Origin of the sequence: Massilia aquatica, from assembly GCF_011682045.1 — a bacterium.
In the GTDB taxonomy this organism is placed as follows: Bacteria; Pseudomonadota; Gammaproteobacteria; order Burkholderiales; family Burkholderiaceae_D; genus Telluria_A; species Telluria_A aquatica.
On sequence record NZ_VVIW01000005.1, the window covers coordinates 59,389 to 76,312 of the forward strand.

16 protein-coding genes are annotated in these 16,924 nt (G+C 64.5%); 12 read left to right on the top strand and 4 right to left on the bottom strand.

Annotated features, from left to right (window positions below):
- Positions 1-67: 67 nt before the first annotated feature.
- The 8 genes from F1609_RS35055 (at position 68) to F1609_RS11000 (ending at position 6,216) form a co-directional block, all read left to right on the top strand.
- Entirely contained in the window at positions 68-190 is a 123-nt protein-coding gene (locus F1609_RS35055; RefSeq protein WP_267876784.1) for a hypothetical protein, read from the top strand.
- Between the two features lie 29 nt (positions 191-219).
- Positions 220-1,338 carry an extracellular catalytic domain type 1 short-chain-length polyhydroxyalkanoate depolymerase gene (locus F1609_RS10970; protein WP_229421813.1) on the top strand — a complete coding sequence of 373 codons (1,119 nt, stop codon included), beginning with the start codon at positions 220-222 and terminating at the stop codon, positions 1,336-1,338.
- 58 nt (positions 1,339-1,396) lie between these two features.
- On the top strand, positions 1,397-1,744 hold the full coding sequence (locus F1609_RS10975) for a hypothetical protein (protein ID WP_167076481.1): 348 nt from the start codon (positions 1,397-1,399) through the stop codon (positions 1,742-1,744).
- Between the two features lie 63 nt (positions 1,745-1,807).
- Positions 1,808-2,434 (top strand): hypothetical protein, encoded by a 627-nt coding sequence (locus F1609_RS10980; protein WP_196785427.1) that lies wholly within the window; start codon positions 1,808-1,810, stop codon positions 2,432-2,434.
- A gap of 61 nt (positions 2,435-2,495) precedes the next feature.
- On the top strand, positions 2,496-3,104 hold the full coding sequence (locus F1609_RS10985) for a hypothetical protein (RefSeq protein WP_167076482.1): 609 nt from the start codon (positions 2,496-2,498) through the stop codon (positions 3,102-3,104).
- Between the two features lie 152 nt (positions 3,105-3,256).
- Positions 3,257-3,964, top strand: a complete 708-nt coding sequence (imuA, locus tag F1609_RS10990) for a translesion DNA synthesis-associated protein ImuA (RefSeq protein WP_167076483.1) — start codon at positions 3,257-3,259, stop codon at positions 3,962-3,964.
- Complete coding sequence (locus tag F1609_RS10995) at positions 3,894-5,390, top strand: Y-family DNA polymerase (RefSeq protein ID WP_167076484.1); 1,497 nt, start codon at positions 3,894-3,896, stop codon at positions 5,388-5,390. The genes imuA and F1609_RS10995 overlap by 71 nt, the downstream gene beginning before the upstream one ends.
- A 64-nt stretch (positions 5,391-5,454) precedes the next feature.
- Positions 5,455-6,216 carry an alpha/beta hydrolase family protein gene (locus F1609_RS11000; protein ID WP_167076485.1) on the top strand — a complete coding sequence of 254 codons (762 nt, stop codon included), beginning with the start codon at positions 5,455-5,457 and terminating at the stop codon, positions 6,214-6,216.
- A 115-nt stretch (positions 6,217-6,331) separates the two neighbouring features.
- Here the strand turns inward: F1609_RS11000 and F1609_RS11005 are convergent, their stop codons facing one another.
- The gene (locus tag F1609_RS11005; protein WP_166882241.1) at positions 6,332-6,682 is read right to left on the bottom strand and encodes a hypothetical protein; all 351 of its coding nucleotides are present in this window, start codon (positions 6,680-6,682) and stop codon (positions 6,332-6,334) included.
- Between the two features lie 133 nt (positions 6,683-6,815).
- A complete protein-coding gene (locus tag F1609_RS11010) occupies positions 6,816-8,738 on the bottom strand; it encodes a M61 family metallopeptidase (protein ID WP_167076486.1) in 1,923 nt (640 codons plus the stop codon).
- Positions 8,739-9,365: 627 nt separating this feature from the next.
- Between F1609_RS11010 and F1609_RS11015 the strand changes: the two genes are divergently transcribed.
- From F1609_RS11015 to F1609_RS11030, 4 genes are all read left to right on the top strand, one after another.
- Positions 9,366-9,821 (top strand): Hsp20 family protein, encoded by a 456-nt coding sequence (locus F1609_RS11015; protein ID WP_167076487.1) that lies wholly within the window; start codon positions 9,366-9,368, stop codon positions 9,819-9,821.
- A gap of 253 nt (positions 9,822-10,074) precedes the next feature.
- On the top strand, positions 10,075-11,631 hold the full coding sequence (locus tag F1609_RS11020) for a DegQ family serine endoprotease (RefSeq protein WP_167076488.1): 1,557 nt from the start codon (positions 10,075-10,077) through the stop codon (positions 11,629-11,631).
- 42 nt (positions 11,632-11,673) lie between these two features.
- Positions 11,674-12,336: a response regulator gene (locus F1609_RS11025; protein WP_167076489.1), complete on the top strand. Its 663-nt coding sequence runs from the start codon at positions 11,674-11,676 to the stop codon at positions 12,334-12,336.
- Positions 12,333-13,715: an ATP-binding protein gene (locus F1609_RS11030; protein WP_167076490.1), complete on the top strand. Its 1,383-nt coding sequence runs from the start codon at positions 12,333-12,335 to the stop codon at positions 13,713-13,715. Before F1609_RS11025 ends, F1609_RS11030 begins: the two co-directional genes overlap by 4 nt.
- Before the next feature lie 77 nt (positions 13,716-13,792).
- Here the strand turns inward: F1609_RS11030 and F1609_RS11035 are convergent, their stop codons facing one another.
- Complete coding sequence (locus tag F1609_RS11035; protein ID WP_167076491.1) at positions 13,793-14,344, bottom strand: hypothetical protein; 552 nt, start codon at positions 14,342-14,344, stop codon at positions 13,793-13,795.
- Between the two features lie 122 nt (positions 14,345-14,466).
- Positions 14,467-16,851: a TonB-dependent receptor plug domain-containing protein gene (locus F1609_RS11040; protein WP_167076492.1), complete on the bottom strand. Its 2,385-nt coding sequence runs from the start codon at positions 16,849-16,851 to the stop codon at positions 14,467-14,469.
- Between the last annotated feature and the right edge of the window lie 73 nt (positions 16,852-16,924).

The window sequence follows — 16,924 nt, forward strand, 5'->3', positions numbered from 1 at the left end:
TAAGCGGCGCAACGCACGGAGCGGCGCCGCGCACGCACGCTATGCTGGCCGAAAGGAGCCCTTCATCATGGACCTCAACCCACGCTGCATCCACGCCGGCCCGCCCGGCAAGCCGATTCCCGCCCGTTCGTTCTGCGCGTTCCTGTGGGCCCGCCTGCATCGGCGCGTGATGGTGCGCTTGCGATGGTAAAGTCGAGCGCCCCCTTACTGCGTAGCCTGATGCGCGTAGGCAAAACGCAGCAACGTTCGGCGGCGCGCCTGCTGACCGCCTTGTTTGCGCCGCCCAAGCCGGCCGCCAAGGCGCGCGCCAAGCCAAAGCCCAAGCCGGCCTCCACTGCCGCGCCCAAGCCGGCGCCGAAACCCCGCAGCGCGTCGACAGCCGTGCCCAAGCCGGGGCCGGCAGCGCGTGCCGCGCCGGCGGCATTGGCCAAGGATGCTCCGGCGCCCGGCAAGTGGCTCGCCGCGCGCTACGCCGGCCAGGCCGGGCAGGTGCTGCGACAGATGAGTTACTGGCTGTATCTGCCCGATGGCATCGCGCCGCCTGCGGGCTGGCCGCTGATTGTCATGCTGCACGGCTGCGAGCAGAGCGCCACCCAGTTCGCCCAGGGCACGCGCATGAACCAGACGGCGCAGAAGGCTGGCTATGCGGTGCTGTATCCGCAACAATCCCTGAGCGCCCATCCGCACCGTTGCTGGAAATGGTACGACCGCGCCACCCAGCAGGGCGGCGGCGATGTGCCGGTGATTGTCGGCATGGTCAGCCAAGTGCTGGCCGCTGATGGCCTCGACCGCGCGCGGGTGTTTATCTGCGGTATGTCGGCGGGGGCGGGCATGGCCAATATCGTGGCGCTCAACCATCCCGAGCTGTTCGCCGGACTGGGCCTGCATTCCGGGCCGCTGTACGGAGCCGGGCACAGCACGGTCGGCGCGTTGGGCGTCATGCAGCACGGTAACGGCGCGCGGGTCGACAGTGCGATTGCCGAGGTGCTCGAGCGGCGTCCGGGGTTTCCGTCGCTGCCGACCATCCTGATCCAGGGCGATGACGACCGCGTGGTGCGCCCGGTTAACCAGGTGCACTTGCGGCGCCAGGCGATGCTGGTCAATGATTTGCCGGCGGCCACGCCGGTGCGGGTGGCGCACAAGGCCGCTGGGCGCAGCGGCTTGCCCTACCAGCTGCATGACGTTTACCGGGGCCGCAAATTGGTGCTGCGGGTGGCCCGGATCGCCCAGTTGCAGCATGCCTGGAGCGGGGGCGACGCGCGCCTGTCGTTCAACTCGGCGGCGGGGCCGGATGCGAGCAAGATGCTGGTCGATTTTTTCGGAAAACACCGGCGTTGACGCTGGTTTCTTTCTGGGCAATGATGCGCACAAGTCATCCATGCGCCCGGGCGCTTGCATGTTGTTCGATAAGAAAAGTTGGAAAGACATTTGCCAGGGCTTCATGGTGCGCGACTGCACCATTGGCTTTGCCGATGGACGCATCGGCCTGATGCTGGTGGAAATGTCGGACGAGCGCGACGCCGGCTGGCGAACGCGCTTCGTGAGCGTGCGCATGGATGCGCCGGTGAGCGAGCGTTTTTTCGTTCTTGAAACCAGCGATTTGTCCTTTGCCAGCCTGGCGTCGGCCTGGGCGCCATCGCAGGAGGAATTCCTGGTGGTCGACCTGGCCCGCCAGGTCTGGGCATACAAGCCGAAAACCTATCGCGATTTTGAAGAGGCGATTGCTTTCGATGGCCGTGGCTAGGGATATGCCGCCGCCGGCCAGATTGGCTCGGGAGTCAATAAACTGGTGCGGGTTTGCAGTAAATTGTATGCGCTCGGAAGCCCGCTGCGCATCTTTGAACGCCTTCCCCGGCAAACCTGGAAGGAACACACCGGCATCCCCATTCCCTCTGAATTGAGGAGCAGGAGCGATAAGCTCATTACCAAGGCCATTGGCAATAGCGGATTCAATGACCTGAGCGGCTTTTCCGGAAATGACTTGTATGCCGTCGGCGATGCGGGGGCGGTATGGCATTTCAACGGGACCGCTTGGGAGAAATTGCCGTTCCCCTCCGACCGCAAGCTGTACACGGTTACCTGTGGCGGCGACGGCTGCGTGTATATCACCGATATCACGGGCACGGTATGGAAAGGATGTCATGGCGCCTGGGAGCTGGTCGAGCAAGGCCATCAAACCCTTCCGTACGCCGATGCGGCCTGGTTCCAGGACACGCTGTGGTGCGCCAATGATGACGGCATGCGCGCCCTTGAAAATAATCGGATGGTAGCCGCGCATCTGTTGGAAAAACATGCGGTTCCCGATGCGGTGGCGCGCATCAGCCACTGTATCGATGTCTCGCCGGATGGCAAGAAAATGCTGGTGTGCGGCGGACAGGGCGCCGCCTTGCATGATGGGCTTGCGTGGCAATTGCTTTTTTCCGGCAACGAGTGATAACCATTCCTCTGCGCCGCTCAGGCCGGTGCAGGGGAGGAATTATGATTCAAAGTAATCTTTGAGCGATTTCAAGATGCCCCTGCGCGCGGTGCGCCAGGATCGGCTGGACAGGGCACTGCGGCCCTTCCATCCTCATCCGCCAGGAGTGACATTGATGCCCTCTCTTCCTTCCCATAAAGCTATGTCAGCGCTCACTTACCCACAGCCGTTCTGGCGTTATCTGCTGCTGTTTCAATCCTGGTCGCAACTGGGATCATGGCTGATCATCGTGCTGGCGAGCACCTTGCCGCTGCACGCGCTCCTGATGGGGCAGGAAGGGGCGCCGCCGTTGGCGGGGCTTCTGTGCGGCACGGCGCTGGGCTCGCTGGTGTCGGTGTGCATGGTCCTGCCGGCGCGGTTTTCCGTGGCGCACGCTGATGCGGCAAGCATGCGCAGCCTGCTCGCTACGCTGGCACGCCTGGGATATGTGAAAGACCAGCGCACTGGCGCAAGCGTTGTTTACCTTCAAAAACTGCCGCGTATCTTGCGCTGGAACGAGGGCACCGTAACGATCGCCCAGCTCCACGGCACGATCGTGGTCAGCGGCCCGCGCTTTATTGTCGGATGGATGCGTAAGGACCTCCTGAAGGCCGCGCCTACATGCGTTCCTGGAAATGTTCCTAATTAAAGCTCTGACCCCGGTTGTAGGAAAGTGCTGCAGTTTTGCGTCGGAATGTCGGTCTTCCACAGGATGAGAGGGGGAGGCTGCACACGATAAGACTTGCCAAATTGGCAGTCAGCGAGTACTGTATAAACATACAGTACTTTGTTGACCCCACCATGAATTCCCCCGATTTTCTTGCCGCGCCAGAGACTTTGCATCCCGCCCTGTGGCGCGCTTCCCAGCTGGCCCGCGCGGGCACGCGCTGCGTCGACAGCGGCCATCCCACCTTGTCGCCCCAGCTGCCCGGCGGCGGCTGGCCGAGCGGCTGCCTGGTCGAATTGCTGCTGCAGCAGAGCGGCATTGGCGAATTGCGCCTGCTGCGACCGGCCCTGGCCAAGGTGGCCGAACGCCGTATCGTGTTGTTGCAGCCGCCCCATCCACCGCAGGCGCTGGCGCTGGCCGCGCTCGGGTTGCCGCCCTCCCAGCTGATCTGGGTGCGCAGCACGCGCAATGCCGATGCCCTGTGGGCCGCCGAACAGGTGCTGCGCAGCGGCAGCTGCGGCGCGCTGCTGTTCTGGGCCAGCCATGCCCGTCCCGAGTCCTTGCGCCGCCTGCACCTGGCGGCCCAGGGCGGCGAAGCCCTGTTCTTCCTGCTGCGCCCGCTCGCGGCGGCGCAGGATGCTTCACCCGCGCCGCTGCGCCTGAGCCTGCGTCCGGCTCTCGGCGGGCTCGACATCGGTTTCGTCAAACGCCGGGGGCCGCAGCGCGACGCGCCCCTGTTTCTTCCCCTGAATCCTTCTTTACTTCAACGCCATGCGACTCTGGATCGGCCTTTACTTGCCCCGGCTACCGCTCGACGTGTTCAGCCCGCACTGGTCGGCTGAGGCCGCCAGCGTCGTCCTGGAGAGCGAGCGTGTGCTGGCCGCCTCGGCGCTGGCGCTGGAGGGCGGGGCGCGCGTGGGCATGCGCCGTGGCGGCGTGCTGATGCTGCTGCCCGACGCCCGCCTGCACGAGCGCGCGCCGGCGCGCGAAGCCGCCGCCCTGCAGGCGGTGGCCATGGCGCTGCTGCAGTACACGCCGCAGGTCACCCTGGCCGAAGAAGCCACCTTGCTGATGGACGTGGGCGCCAGCCTGCGCCTGTTCGGCGGGGTGCGCGCGCTGTGCCGGCGCATCCGCGCCAGCCTGCGCGCGCTCGGGTACGCCGTCCAGCTGAGCTGCGCGCCGACCGCGCGCGGGGCCTGGCTGCTGGCGCGCGGCGGAGCCGGGCATGCGCTCGGCATGGTTTCGCTCAAGCGCCGTCTGGACCGCCTGCCGGCCGCCTTGCCGCTGCCGGCGCGCCCGTTTGCCACCTGGCTCGAGGGCATCGGTTGCCTGTCGCTGGGCCAGCTGCGGCGCCTGCCGCGTCCGGGTTTGCAGCGCCGTTGCGGCGGCGACTTGCTGGCCGTGCTCGATGCGGCCTACGGCATGACGGCCGAGCTGTTCGACTGGATCGCCGCGCCCACCACCTTCCAGGCCCGGCTGGAATTGTTCGACCGGGTCGAACAGGCCGACGCCCTGCTGGCCGGCGCCCACAGCCTGCTGCTGCAAATGACCGGCTGGCTGTGCGCGCACCAGCTGGCGGTGGGGCGCATCGTGCTGCTGCTCGAACATGAGCGCGGGCGGGTGGCGCGCGCGCCCACCGTGCTCGACATCATTCTGGCCGAGCCCACCTGGCGCGACGAGCATCTGGTGCGCCTGCTGCGCGAGCGCCTGGGCAGCCTGACCCTGGAGGCGCACGTGATCGGCCTGGTGCTCGACGCGCCCGAGGTGCAGGCCATGGCCATGCCGAGCGAGTCGTTGTTTCCCGAGCCCGGCGGTAACGAGCAGGACCAGTGGCGCATGCTCGAACTGCTGGTGGCGCGCCTGGGACCCGAGAACGTATTGCAGGCCGCACCGCGCGCCGATTACCGGCCCGAACTGGCCAACCGCTGGGTGCCGGTGCAGCAGGCGCGCGGCAAGGCGCAACAGGCGGCGCAGCAGGCGCAGATGCAGTTGCCGCCGGACGTGCTGAGCCTGCCGCGTCCGGCCTGGCTGCTGGCCAAGCCGGTGGCGCTGCTGATGCGCGACCACCGGCCGTTTTACGGTTCGCCCTTGCGCATGGCGTCCACGCCAGAGCGCATCGAGGCGGGCTGGTGGAGCCAGTCGCAGACGCGCGACTATTTCATTGCGCAGGGGCAGGATCATGCCCATTACTGGGTCTATCGCGAACGCATCGCCGGCACCGATGGCGATCGCGCGCCGCGCTGGTTCCTGCATGGCTTGTTTGGCTGAGGCGTCCGGTACGGCGGCCATCCCGGGTTAAGATGGTCGGATTCATTATTGATAAGGAGCAGGGATGCACAGCGAAAAACAGGAGTTCCCCGGCGCCGATGGCCACAAGCTGGCGGCCCGTCTCGATGCCCCCGACGGCCCGGCGCGCGCCTACGCGCTGTTTGCCCATTGTTTTACCTGCGGTAAAGACGTGTTCGCCGCCAGCCGCATCGCCCAGGCCCTGACCGAGCATGGCATCGCCGTGCTGCGCTTCGATTTCACCGGGCTGGGCGCGAGCGAAGGCGATTTTGCGAACACCAATTTTTCATCGAATGTGCAAGATCTGGTGGCTGCGGCCGCCTTCATGCGCACCTCGCTCAAGGCGCCCGAGATCTTGATCGGGCACAGCCTGGGTGGCGCCGCCGTGCTGGCCGCGGCCGCCAGCATTGCCGAGGTGCGCGCGGTGGTGACCGTGGGCGCGCCGAGCGATCCATCGCATGTCAATAACCTGTTCGGCGAGCAACTCGGCGTGATCGAAGCCCAGGGCGAAGCGCAGGTGCAGCTGGCGGGGCGTCCGTTCACCATCAAGCGCCAGTTTTTGCTCGATGCCGCCGAGCAGAACCTGAACCTCAGCACGGCCGGTCTCAAGCGCCCCTTGATGGTCATGCACTCGCCGCACGACCGTACCGTGGGAATTGATAATGCGCTGCATATTTTCCAGGCGGCCAAGCATCCGAAGAGTTTTGTGTCGCTCGATAATGCCGATCATTTGCTCACGCGCAGGGAAGATGCGGTGTGGGTGGCCGGCATGATTGCGGCGTGGAGCGCGCGCTATGTGAGCGCTTGAGGAGGCGGGGAAACGGGACGAGACTGGACGAAACGGGAAGGGAAGAAACGAAAAGGCAGGCTGCCGCTTTGAACAAGCGGCAGTAAAACGTTGCTAGATAAAATGAGCGACGCGCTTATTCGTCGTCGAATTCTTCGGCCAGGTTCTTCCAGCCCTTGAGCTTGGCGAAGGCGCTGAATTCTTCGGGCGCTTCGAGCACGATCAGTTTGCGGTCTTGCAGGCCAGGGTCGCTGTGCGAAAAATTCGGCCCTACGTAGCCCAGCGCGCGCAGGCGGTCGATGATGTTGCCGACGAGGACTTTGTCCTTGTACAGCCCACCCTCGATCGGCGCGGCGAAGTCAACGTATACGTCAATAATCCCGTAACCCTCGTCGAAAATGCGGATCGCCTTGACGTCGTGGGAACGGCTGCTGCTGTCGCTGGCCTTGAACGGGCCGCTCAGCTGGATGTCGGTATCGGTAGTCATACAACGCAGCATAGCACCATCGGCGCGAACCGGTTGTGCGCCACTGCGTTTGAAGCGCGTGCCATGCCGGCTTGATGAACGGCATGCTGGACCAGCCCGGCGGGCGTGGCCGGCCAGCGACCGTGTTCAGCGTTCAGCGGCGCGGCTGCAGGATCGCGTCGAGCCGGTCCTTGCTACCCGGAATGCGTTCCAGGCGCGGATAGCGCAGGCCGCCGTGGTAATCGAGCGCCACCGTGCGGAAATTGCTGCCTTTGCGCACCAGCAGTTCAATCGGCGCCTTGCCGTCGCGCGCCGCCTTCACGGCCGCTTTCAGCACTTCCGGCTTATAGGTGCGGTTGTTGACGGCCACGATGGTGCTGTTGCCCGACAGCCCGGCGCGAAAGCCAATGCCATCCCATTCGATCGCTTCGATCGCACCGTCGTTCTTGACGGAAAAACCAAGCGAGTAGCTGAAGTCGCTCATCTTGCTGCGCTCTTCCTGACCCTTGATGACATCGGTCGGCGTATCGGTGTAGACCAGCTTCCAGCCGGCACGGGCCAGGCCGTCGAGCGGCGCGCCGGCGCCATTGCCGTCCAGCTTGGCGCGCAGGAAAGGCGCCCAGTCGAACGCCTGCACCGATGCCAGGGTGCGCACCACGTCGTCGAACTGGTAATAGGCCGGGCCGATGCTGCCATTGTCGACACCATAAAAGGTGCGCGCGAAATCATCGAGCGAACGCTTCTCGCCGGACAGTTCGCGGATGCGGGTATCGACGTCCAGCCAGATCAGCATGCCTTCGACGTAATAATCTTCGCTGCGCTGCCAGTTGCTCCAGCCCAGCGCGCGGCGGGCCTGCACGATCGGATCGTTGACCGTGTCCTGCAAGGCGCGCCACGAGCGGCCCTGCACGTGGTCGTAGCGCGCGGCGTAGGCGGCGATGGCGTCGCGGATACCGCCCGCCGACACCAGTCCCGAGCGCGCCGCCAGCACATTGCCCCAGTACTGGGTCTGGCCTTCGTACACCCACAGCAGGCTGTTTTGCAGTGGTACGTTGAAGTTCGGCACATCCTGGTCGGCCGGACGGCGGAACTTGCCGTTCCATGAGTGGGTGTACTCGTGCGGCAGCAGGTCGCGCCCGAGTTCGGTCTTGGCCCAGTCGGTGAAGTAGCCGGGCTTGACGCCGTTTTCGCTCGACTGGTGGTGCTCGCGCCCGATGCCGCCGAATTCGTCCGACAGCGCAAACAGGAAATCGTAATGCTTGTAGTGATGCGAGGCGAACAGCTTGCCGGCCTGCTGCACCAGCGCGCGGTGCGCGGCGATCTGTTCGGGCTTCGCTTCCAGGCTCTCGGGATTGTCGGCCACGATGTTCAGGTGCACCGGCACCCTGGCGCCCGGGTCGAGGTCGATGCGGCGGAAGTGGCGGCCCGCGAACACGGGCGAATCGATCAGCGTTTCCAGGTCGAGCGGCTTGAAGCTGATGTCGTTGCCGTTGCGTCCGGCCGTTTCCAGCGCGGTGCCGTACTGCCAGCCGTCGGGCAGCTTGAGCGAGGCCTGGACCGGGATGCGGCGGCTGAAGTAGCCGGCCGGATACAGGGTCATCGCTTGCCATTGCACGCCGAGAATCTCGCTGGTCATGGTGATGCGGCCCTGGGCCGGCTCGACCGGCGAGAGGAACTGGTACTCGGCCTCGACCGCCGTGGCGCCTTCCGGCACGGTGAGGTGGAAGGCGTGCACGTGGACCGGATCGCGCGTCCACGCCAGCGTCTTGCCGCCGGCCGACAGGCGCAGGCCGGCCAGCTGGTTCAGCGGTCCGCTGGGGCCGTGGTTGCCGGGCACCCACTGAGGATAGAGCAGGGTCAGCGGACCCGGTGCGGCCGGGATGGTGGCGCGGATGCGGAAAATCTGTTGTCCCAGGTTGGTGGCGTCGACCTTGAGCACGATGGTGCCGGGGTAGGGCAGGTCGCGCGGCGCGGGCACGTCGGCGCGGGCGGGCAGGGCCAGCGTGGCCAGCAGGACCAGGGAGCAAACGGTCGAACAGGAGGATGAAAGCAGGCGGCGGCGAAGCGGAAGGGGCATGGGATCGTCAATACGGTAAAGATCAGCAATTTTCTGCGGGTATTCGCAGGCGACCACGATTCTACCGAAAAGCGTTGCGGCCCCGCTGCTTGCCGTGTCCGCTGGACAAGCAGCATGGCGTCGCAGATCAGGATCTGCGTGCCGGGAAGTCGGCTGTGAGTTTCAAATGGTTATGCAAACGGCGGAGCGTTGCCCCTGTTGCCGGCCAGCTCCCTGCGGCAAACTGTCTCGTTTCGCTGTCTTATTCTGTCTCGTTTTGTCTCGTTTAGTCTCGTTTCAACCAGGGCCCGGCGCCGCTCTCCAAATGAGACAGAACGAGACAGAACGAGACAAAACGAGACACGCAAACGAGATACTTTGCCGCAGTAGGCCATCGGGCAATGGGCACAACGCTGGCCGCTTATTTTCCCGCTTGCATGCACCGCATACCGCGCTTCATGGCGAGCCCTTCCTGCCGAATTGTTTTTGCCTTGGGCAAAACTTTTCAACATATTTTTCGGTGCATGGGGCAAAAAATCGTATTTTTCAAGGCCTTGAAAACCTTCGGTAGCGCCTTTAGATTGGATTCAACGGATGCTCCACGGAGGTCCGTCAACTTATCGCTTAACTTCTAAAAGGATACTTATCATGCGTACATTCGACCTTGCTCCTCTCTATCGTTCCGCTATCGGCTTCGACCGTCTGGCTCACCTGCTGGAATCGCAGCGCACCGACGCGCAGCCCAGCTATCCACCGTATAACATCGAACTGGTCAGCGAAGACAAGTACCGCATCGTGATGGCACTGGCCGGCTTCGACCGTTCGGAAGTCGAGATCATCACCGAGCGCGACAGCCTGCACATCACCGGCCGCAAGCAGAAAGACGACACCCAGCGCACCTTCCTGCACCGTGGCATCGCGGCGCGTGATTTCGAGCAGCGCTTCCAGCTGGCCAACCACGTCAAGGTCACCACGGCCGCGTTCGACAACGGCATGCTGACCATCGAACTGGTGCGTGAAGTGCCCGAGGCCCTCAAGCCGCGCCGCATCGTCATCGACGGCGGCGAGAACGTGCAGGCGCTCGAGCAGCGTCAGGCCGCCTGACAAAGGCCAGCCAGCACGCGATCCGCAGCAATTCGCGATAGCTAGCTGAGCTAAAACACCGGGGCGCCCGCAGCAAGGGGCGCCCCGTTCCACGTGCAGTCCGGCTTGTCGTTACCAGTGGCAAGAGTATTAAGGCAACCCTAAGTCTGATGCCGCATCATTACATCATCGGCCAGGCGTCAAGTGGTCCAGGAAATACAGCAAACAACAAGCGTTCATTACGAACATATCCTTTCAAACCAGGAGTACGTCCATGCATAACGAAGGTGCCATCACTGTCATCACCGCTAAGCGTCTCACGCTAGCCCTTGCCGCCGCGGGCGCCATTGGCGGAGCGGTTGGTGCGATCGCGGTCAACCATAACAACGCAGTCGCCTCCGCTCCTGTTGCGCTCGCCGCGCAGGCACCCTCCGCCGCGCCATCGGCCACCCCCGTCAATCCAGGCGCCCCCGCGCCGCTGGCTGCTGGCGTGGTGTTGCCCGACTTTACCCAGATTGTTTCGCGCAACGGCCCGGCCGTGGTCAACATCCGGGTCATGGGCAGCACCAAGACCGCCATGGGCCCTCAACGCGGCCGCGGCATGCCTCCGCAGTTCGACGAGGATGACCCGTTTTTCGAATTTTTCCGTCGCTTCCAGGGGCCGCAGATGCCCCGCGGACAACAACGCGACACGCCCGTTTTTGGCGCCGGTTCCGGGTTCATTATCAGCCCGGACGGTGTCATCCTGACCAATGCGCACGTGGTGCGCGACGCCACCGAAGTCACGGTCAAGCTCAATGACCGGCGCGAATTCCGCGCCAAGGTGCTCGGCTCCGACCCCAAGACCGATGTGGCGGTGCTCAAGATTGACGCCAAGAATCTGCCGGTGGTGCCAATCGGCAAATCGAACGATCTCAAGGTAGGCGAATGGGTGCTGGCGATCGGCTCGCCGTTCGGCCTGGAAAGCACGGTCACGGCCGGCGTGGTCAGCGCCAAGGGGCGCACGCTGCAGGACGACAGCCAGGTGCCGTTCATCCAGACCGACGTGGCGGTCAATCCCGGCAACTCGGGCGGCCCGCTGTTCAATACCAAGGGCGAAGTGATCGGCATCAATTCGCAGATCTACAGCCAGACCGGCGGCTACATGGGCTTGTCGTTCGCCATTCCGATCGATGTGGCGTACCGCATCAAGGATCAGATCGTTACCACCGGCAAGGTGCAGCATGCCAAGCTGGGTGTATCGATCCAGGAAGTGAACCAGGGCTTCGCCGATTCCTTCAAGCTCGATTCGCCCGAAGGCGCACTGGTGTCGAACGTGGAAAAAGGCGGCGCCGCCGACAAGGCGGGTCTCAAAACCGGCGACATCATCCGCAAGCTGAACGGCCAGCCGATCATTGCCTCGGGCGACTTGCCGGCCATGCTCAGCGTGTCCCAGCCGGGCGACAAGGTCAGCATGGACGTCTGGCGCGACGGCAAGATCGTGCGCATCGATGCGCGCCTGGCCAATGCCAGCGACAAGGTGGCGCTCGATGAGCGCGAACCGGCCGCCGGCGGCGCCGACCAGAGTGCGAAACTCGGCCTGGCCCTGCGTCCGCTCGACCCCAACGAAAAGCGCCAGTCGGGCATTGCCTCGGGCCTGGTGATCGAAGACGCGGCCGGTGCCGCCTCCTCGGCCGGGGTCCAGCCGGGCGATGTTTTACTGTCTGTCAATGGCCGTGCCGTCAATTCGGTCGACCAGGTGCGCGATGTGGTGGGCAAGGCCAGCAAGTCGGTGGCCTTGCTGATTCAGCGCGGTAATGACAGAATCTTCATTCCGGTGCGGATCGGGTAATCGTGCCCCTTCCGCCCGCAGGGTACGAGAAAGAAGGATGTGATGCGGCTGTTGCTGGTGGAAGACGATACGATGATTGGCGAAGTGGTGCTCGACCTGCTCAGGGCCGAGCACTACGCGGTCGACTGGGTCAAGGATGGCGAAATGGCCGACACGGCCTTGCGCCAGTCGCAAAACTACGACCTGGTCCTGCTCGACCTGGGCTTGCCGCGCAAGGATGGCCTGGAAGTGCTGCGCGCCATGCGCACGCGCAAGGACCGCACCCCGGTGCTGGTGGCGACCGCGCGCGACGCGGTCGAGCAGCGCATCGCCGGCCTCGACGCCGGGGCCGACGATTATGTCCTCAAACCCTACGACCTCGACGAACTGCTGGCGCGCATCCGCGCCTTGCTGCGCCGTGCCGCCGGACGCGGCGAACCGATCTTCGAATACAAGGCCATCAGCATCAATCCGGCCACCCGCGAAGTGCAGGTCGACGGCGTGCCGGTGACCTTGTCGGCGCGCGAATGGGCGGTCCTGGAAGCCTTGATTGCGCGTCCCGGCGTGGTGCTTTCGCGGGCCCAGCTGGAAGAAAAGCTGTACAGCTGGCGCGATGAAGTGAGCAGCAACGCGGTGGAAGTGTACATCCACGGCTTGCGCAAGAAGCTCGGCAGCGATCTGATCCAGAACGTGCGCGGGGTCGGCTACATGGTGCCCAAACTATGAACCTGGCGCACTCGCTGCGCGGCCGTCTGTTGTGGTTTTTGCTCGCGGCCATCAGTATCGCCGCCGTGGCGCAAGCGTCGATCGCCTATCGCACGGCGCTGTCCGACGCCGACCAGATTTTCGATTACCACATGCAGCAGATGGCGCTGTCGCTGCGCTCCAGCGCGCCGCTGTCGAACAACACCGACACCGCCGCGACCGTGGAAGCGGACGCCGAGAACAACGAGCTGATGGTGCAGGTCTGGACCCCGGACGGGGTGCGCGTGTTCCGCACCGTTTCGCGCACCAACTTGCCGCAGCACGCGGTGCTGGGCTTTTCCAACGTCAAGGCCAACAACACCACCTACCGCGTGTTTTCGGTGCAAAGCAGCACCCAGACCCTGCAGATCGCCCAGGACATGGCGGTGCGGCGCAACATGGCCGGCAACCTGGCCCTGCGCACGGTCGGCCCGATCGCGGTGATGATGCCGATCCTGATGCTGGTCGTGTGGTGGGTCGTGAGCGGCTCGCTGCAACCGGTCTCGCGCGTGCGCACCCAGGTGGCGGCGCGCCAGGCCGACGACCTCTCGCCGGTGTCGGAAGCGGACTTGCCGGACGAAGTGCTGCCGCTGGTGCAGGAATTGAACCTCCTGTTCGGGCGCGTGAAAACCGCCTTCGACGCCCAGCAGCATTTCGTGGCCGACGCCGCGCACGAGCTGCGCACACCCTTGCAGGCGCTCAAACTCCAGGTGCTGAGCCTGGAGCGGGCCGACAGTCCGGAAGCGCGCGGGGTGGCGGTGGGAAGGCTGACGGCCGGCATCGAGCGCGCCACCCGGCTGGTCGAGCAATTGCTGGTGCTGGCGCGCCAGGAAGCGAGCGCGGCCAGTGGAGTGAAAACCCAGCCGGTCGAGCTGGCCGACCTGGCCAAACGCGCCCTGGCCGACCTGGCGGGCGCGGCGCAGACGCGCGGCATCGACCTGGGCCTGGCGCGTGCCGATCCGGTGCAGGTGGCGGGCCAGCCCGACGCGCTGATGATCATGCTGCGCAACCTGATCGACAACGCCCTCAAATACACACCGGCCGGCGGCACGGTCGACATCAGCGTGACGGGGGAGGGCAAGGGAGCTGCGCTGGTGGTGGAAGACAGCGGGCCGGGCATACCAGCCGACGAAAGGGAGCGGGTATTCAACCGTTTCTACCGCATCGCCGGCAGCGAGGCCAGTGGCAGCGGTCTGGGGCTGGCGATCATCAAAGCGATCGCCGAACGGCATGGCGCCAGGTTAAGCTTGGGCGAATCGGCCAAGCTGGGCGGCCTGAGCGTGCGCATCGACTTCCCCAAGGGGTCAGACCCCGGTTTTTCAGTGAGGGGTCTGACCCCGGTGTCACCGGAGTCGAGATAAAGGGGTCTGACCCCGGTGTTACCTTTAATCAACGGTGCCATGGATCCCGCCCTCGCGGGGAAGACGGTGCCATACGCCTACTTCTTGATAATCGCCTGCAACAACGCAAACGCCTCATGCCGGATCGCCGCATCGGCAGCCGCCAGTTCCTTGCGTGCCTGCACCAGCGCCGGCTTTTTGAGCATCTTCTTTTCCGCCGCGTTCGGCACCGGCGGTTCCGGCGGGAACATGCTGGCCCGGCTGTTATACGTCTGCTGCAACAAACGCTTGCCATAATCCGACGCATAAAACGCTGTCAGTTCATTGGCCGCCTCGGTCCCGATGACGCGCGCCACCGGCAGCGCCAGGCGCTTGTAAATCTCCTGCGGCGTCACCTTGTCGAGCTTGGCGAACACACTGTCGCGCTGTTGGTCATTCACATACCGGCTCGCACCGGCCACCGAGCGCATCATTTTTTCCGACTGCATGGCTTCCAGCATGGCTTGCACCGCCTGGACCCGGGCGGCATCGGGCGTTGCCACCGGCACCGACGCACCCGGGGTGGCGGCAGGCGCGGCGGCCGGCGCGGCCTGGGAAAGCGGCGCGCAGGCCAGCAGTGCGGCCAGGGTCAGCGCGTAAGATCGTTTCATTTCTTCATCCTTTTCAACAGTCACAGGGCTGCCCGTCAACGGGCCAGCCGACACAATAATGCAAAAGGGCAGGCCAGGTCGACGCGACCCGGCCTGCCCATCACCTTTAGCGAGCGCTACGCTTAAAACTTATGCCACAGGCGGGCGAAATACGAGGCGCCGTTCATGCCGAACTGCACCGACTCGTACTTGAAGCCGTTGTCGGTCTGGTCCGGGTCCTGCTCGGTCGGCTTGACATTGAAAATATTCGCGCCGCCCACGGTCAGCTTGGTCTTGTCGCTGAAATTATACGTAAAACTCAGGTCGGCCGAGGTCTTGGCCTTGTACACCTGGTTCGGGGTCGGAGGGCCGGACCAGGTGCCGAGGGTTTGCTTGCCGAAGTGGATCACCTTGAAATCGGTGCCGATCTTGCCCAGCGAATACTCGAAGCCCAAGGTCGCCTTGCGCCGCGGTCCGCCCTGTTCCAGGAACAGGCGCTCGCGCTGGGACAGCAGCACGTCTTCATAGCCCTTGAAGGCGGCCGGCGCATTCACCCCGGTCACTTCGGTCTTGCTGATGTTCATGGCCAGGAAGGTATTGAGCTTGCCGCCGGCCAGCTCGCTGCGGTTCGAGACCGTCAGATCGAGGCCTTGCGTCTTGGTATCGATCGAGTTGACGAAGAACTGGGCCGCGCCCACGCCCAGGGTGCTCAGCAGCGGTACGATCGGCGCGTAGTTGTTGGCGTCGAAACGGCCCGAGAACACGATGCGGTCGTCGATCGCAATGCGGTACAGGTCGGCCGTGACCGAGGTGGTCGGGGTCGGCGTCCAGGTGCCGCCCAGGGTGAAGCTGACCGACTCTTCTTCCTTCAGCTTGGGAATGCCGATCGCATTGGCGACGTTGCCGCCGTTCGGCGCGAACACCGAATCGACCGGATTGCCGTTGACGAACTCGGTGAACGTCGACGAGAAAAACGCCTGTTGCAGCGACGGTGCGCGGAAACCCGTGCTGGCCGAGCCACGCAGCAAGATCGCATCGCTGATCTTGTAAGCCGCCGCCAGCTTGCCGGTGACGCTGTTGCCGAAGTCGCTGAATTTCTCGTAACGCACGGCCGACAGCACTTTCAGGCGCTCGGTGACATCGGTCTCGACATCGATGTAGGCCGCCATGCTATGGCGGCTGCGGTCGGTCGCGTCGCTCGGGCGGAAGCCCGGGAAACCCTGGCTGCCCGGGTCGCCGCCGAAGCCGGGACCGTCGACATCGTTGTAGGAACCGGCTTCGCCGGCGAAGATTTCGTAGTTTTCCTTGCGGAACTCGGCGCCGAAGGCCAGGTTCAAGCCGCTTAAGATGCCCGGAAAGAAACGGCTGGCATCGGCGTTGGTGGTCAGTTGCATGGCGGCAAAACCGCCGGCATCGAATTGCGAAGCCGACACGCCCTTGCCGCCCTTGAGCAGGTCGGCGTTGGCAATCGAGGCATTCAGCGTATTGCTGATGTTGTAAAGCATCTTGTTGTAGCCGTAGGTCTGCGAGAAGTCCGCATTCCACTCGCCCAGCTTGGCGCGATAGCCGACCGTGCCGTAATGGTCGTCGATATCGGCATTGATGTACGGTGCGAAACCGTTCGGATACATGGCTTGCGCATTGCGCACCGGAATCTGGTCCGGACCGCGGCCGAACGCGGCCGACGACGCATCGCGCTTCTGGGTGCCGGCCGTGAAATACAACTTGCCGTCGACCATGGGAATCTCGCCGTTCAGGTACAGGGTCTGGTTGTTCACCTTGCTGTCGCCGATGGTGCGCAGGCTGCCCGCGTCGGCCCGGTTCGAGCGGCCACGGTCCAGATATTCGGCCGTGATGCCGACCACGCCGCCAGCGACTGCCACGCCGCAATAGGCCGAGGCCAGGTAGTTCTCGCCGTCGCCGGCCGAATACTGGCCCGCGCCGAGCACGCTCTCGCAGCCCAGCGATTTTTTCAGGTCGATATTGATGACGCCGGCGATCGCGTCCGAGCCGTACTGGGCGGCGGCGCCATCGCGCAGCACCTGGATGTTCTTCACCGCCAGCAGCGGAATCGCATTCATGTCGGTGCCGGTGTTGCCGCGGTTGCGCGCGCCGAAAATGTTCACCAGCGAGGTGCTGTGACGGCGCTTGCCGTTCATCAACACCAGGGTTTGATCCGAGCCCAGGCCGCGCAGGGCGGCCGAGTCGACCAGGTCGGCGCCGTCGGCCCCGCTCTGGCGCGTCGAGTTGAACGATGGCGAGATGTAGGTGAGCGTCTGGGCCAGGTCGAACTGGCCGCCCTGCTCGGCCAGGCGGGTCATGGGAATCAGGTCGACCGGGACCGCCGTATCGGTGGCGGAGTTGGCCGAGACGCGGCGTGAACCCACCACGCTGACGCTGGGGATGACTTCTTCCTTGGCGGCTGGCTGGCCCGACTGGGCGAAACTGGCGGGGGCATACACGGCGAGAGCGGCACTGCCATACAAAGCGAGCAAGACGGACCTACGTAAAGTGGTGGGGGTGAACACGCGACGGTCTCCGGGTTTTTATTAGAAAGGAGATTGATTCTAATGCAATTTCCATGGCCGCCGTCCAGCACGT

Excerpts from the sequence above, each read along its gene's own strand:
- F1609_RS35055 (WP_267876784.1), top strand. The coding sequence starts at position 68 with ATGGACCTCAACCCACGCTGCATCCACGCCGGCCCGCCCGGCAAGCCG.
- F1609_RS10970 (WP_229421813.1), top strand. The coding sequence starts at position 220 with ATGCGCGTAGGCAAAACGCAGCAACGTTCGGCGGCGCGCCTGCTGACC.
- F1609_RS10975 (WP_167076481.1), top strand. The coding sequence starts at position 1,397 with ATGTTGTTCGATAAGAAAAGTTGGAAAGACATTTGCCAGGGCTTCATG.
- imuA (WP_167076483.1), top strand. The coding sequence starts at position 3,257 with ATGAATTCCCCCGATTTTCTTGCCGCGCCAGAGACTTTGCATCCCGCC.
- F1609_RS10995 (WP_167076484.1), top strand. The coding sequence starts at position 3,894 with ATGCGACTCTGGATCGGCCTTTACTTGCCCCGGCTACCGCTCGACGTG.
- F1609_RS11000 (WP_167076485.1), top strand. The coding sequence starts at position 5,455 with ATGCACAGCGAAAAACAGGAGTTCCCCGGCGCCGATGGCCACAAGCTG.
- F1609_RS11005 (WP_166882241.1), bottom strand. The coding sequence starts at position 6,682 with ATGACTACCGATACCGACATCCAGCTGAGCGGCCCGTTCAAGGCCAGC.
- F1609_RS11010 (WP_167076486.1), bottom strand. The coding sequence starts at position 8,738 with ATGCCCCTTCCGCTTCGCCGCCGCCTGCTTTCATCCTCCTGTTCGACC.
- F1609_RS11015 (WP_167076487.1), top strand. The coding sequence starts at position 9,366 with ATGCGTACATTCGACCTTGCTCCTCTCTATCGTTCCGCTATCGGCTTC.
- F1609_RS11020 (WP_167076488.1), top strand. The coding sequence starts at position 10,075 with ATGCATAACGAAGGTGCCATCACTGTCATCACCGCTAAGCGTCTCACG.
- F1609_RS11025 (WP_167076489.1), top strand. The coding sequence starts at position 11,674 with ATGCGGCTGTTGCTGGTGGAAGACGATACGATGATTGGCGAAGTGGTG.
- F1609_RS11030 (WP_167076490.1), top strand. The coding sequence starts at position 12,333 with ATGAACCTGGCGCACTCGCTGCGCGGCCGTCTGTTGTGGTTTTTGCTC.
- F1609_RS11035 (WP_167076491.1), bottom strand. The coding sequence starts at position 14,344 with ATGAAACGATCTTACGCGCTGACCCTGGCCGCACTGCTGGCCTGCGCG.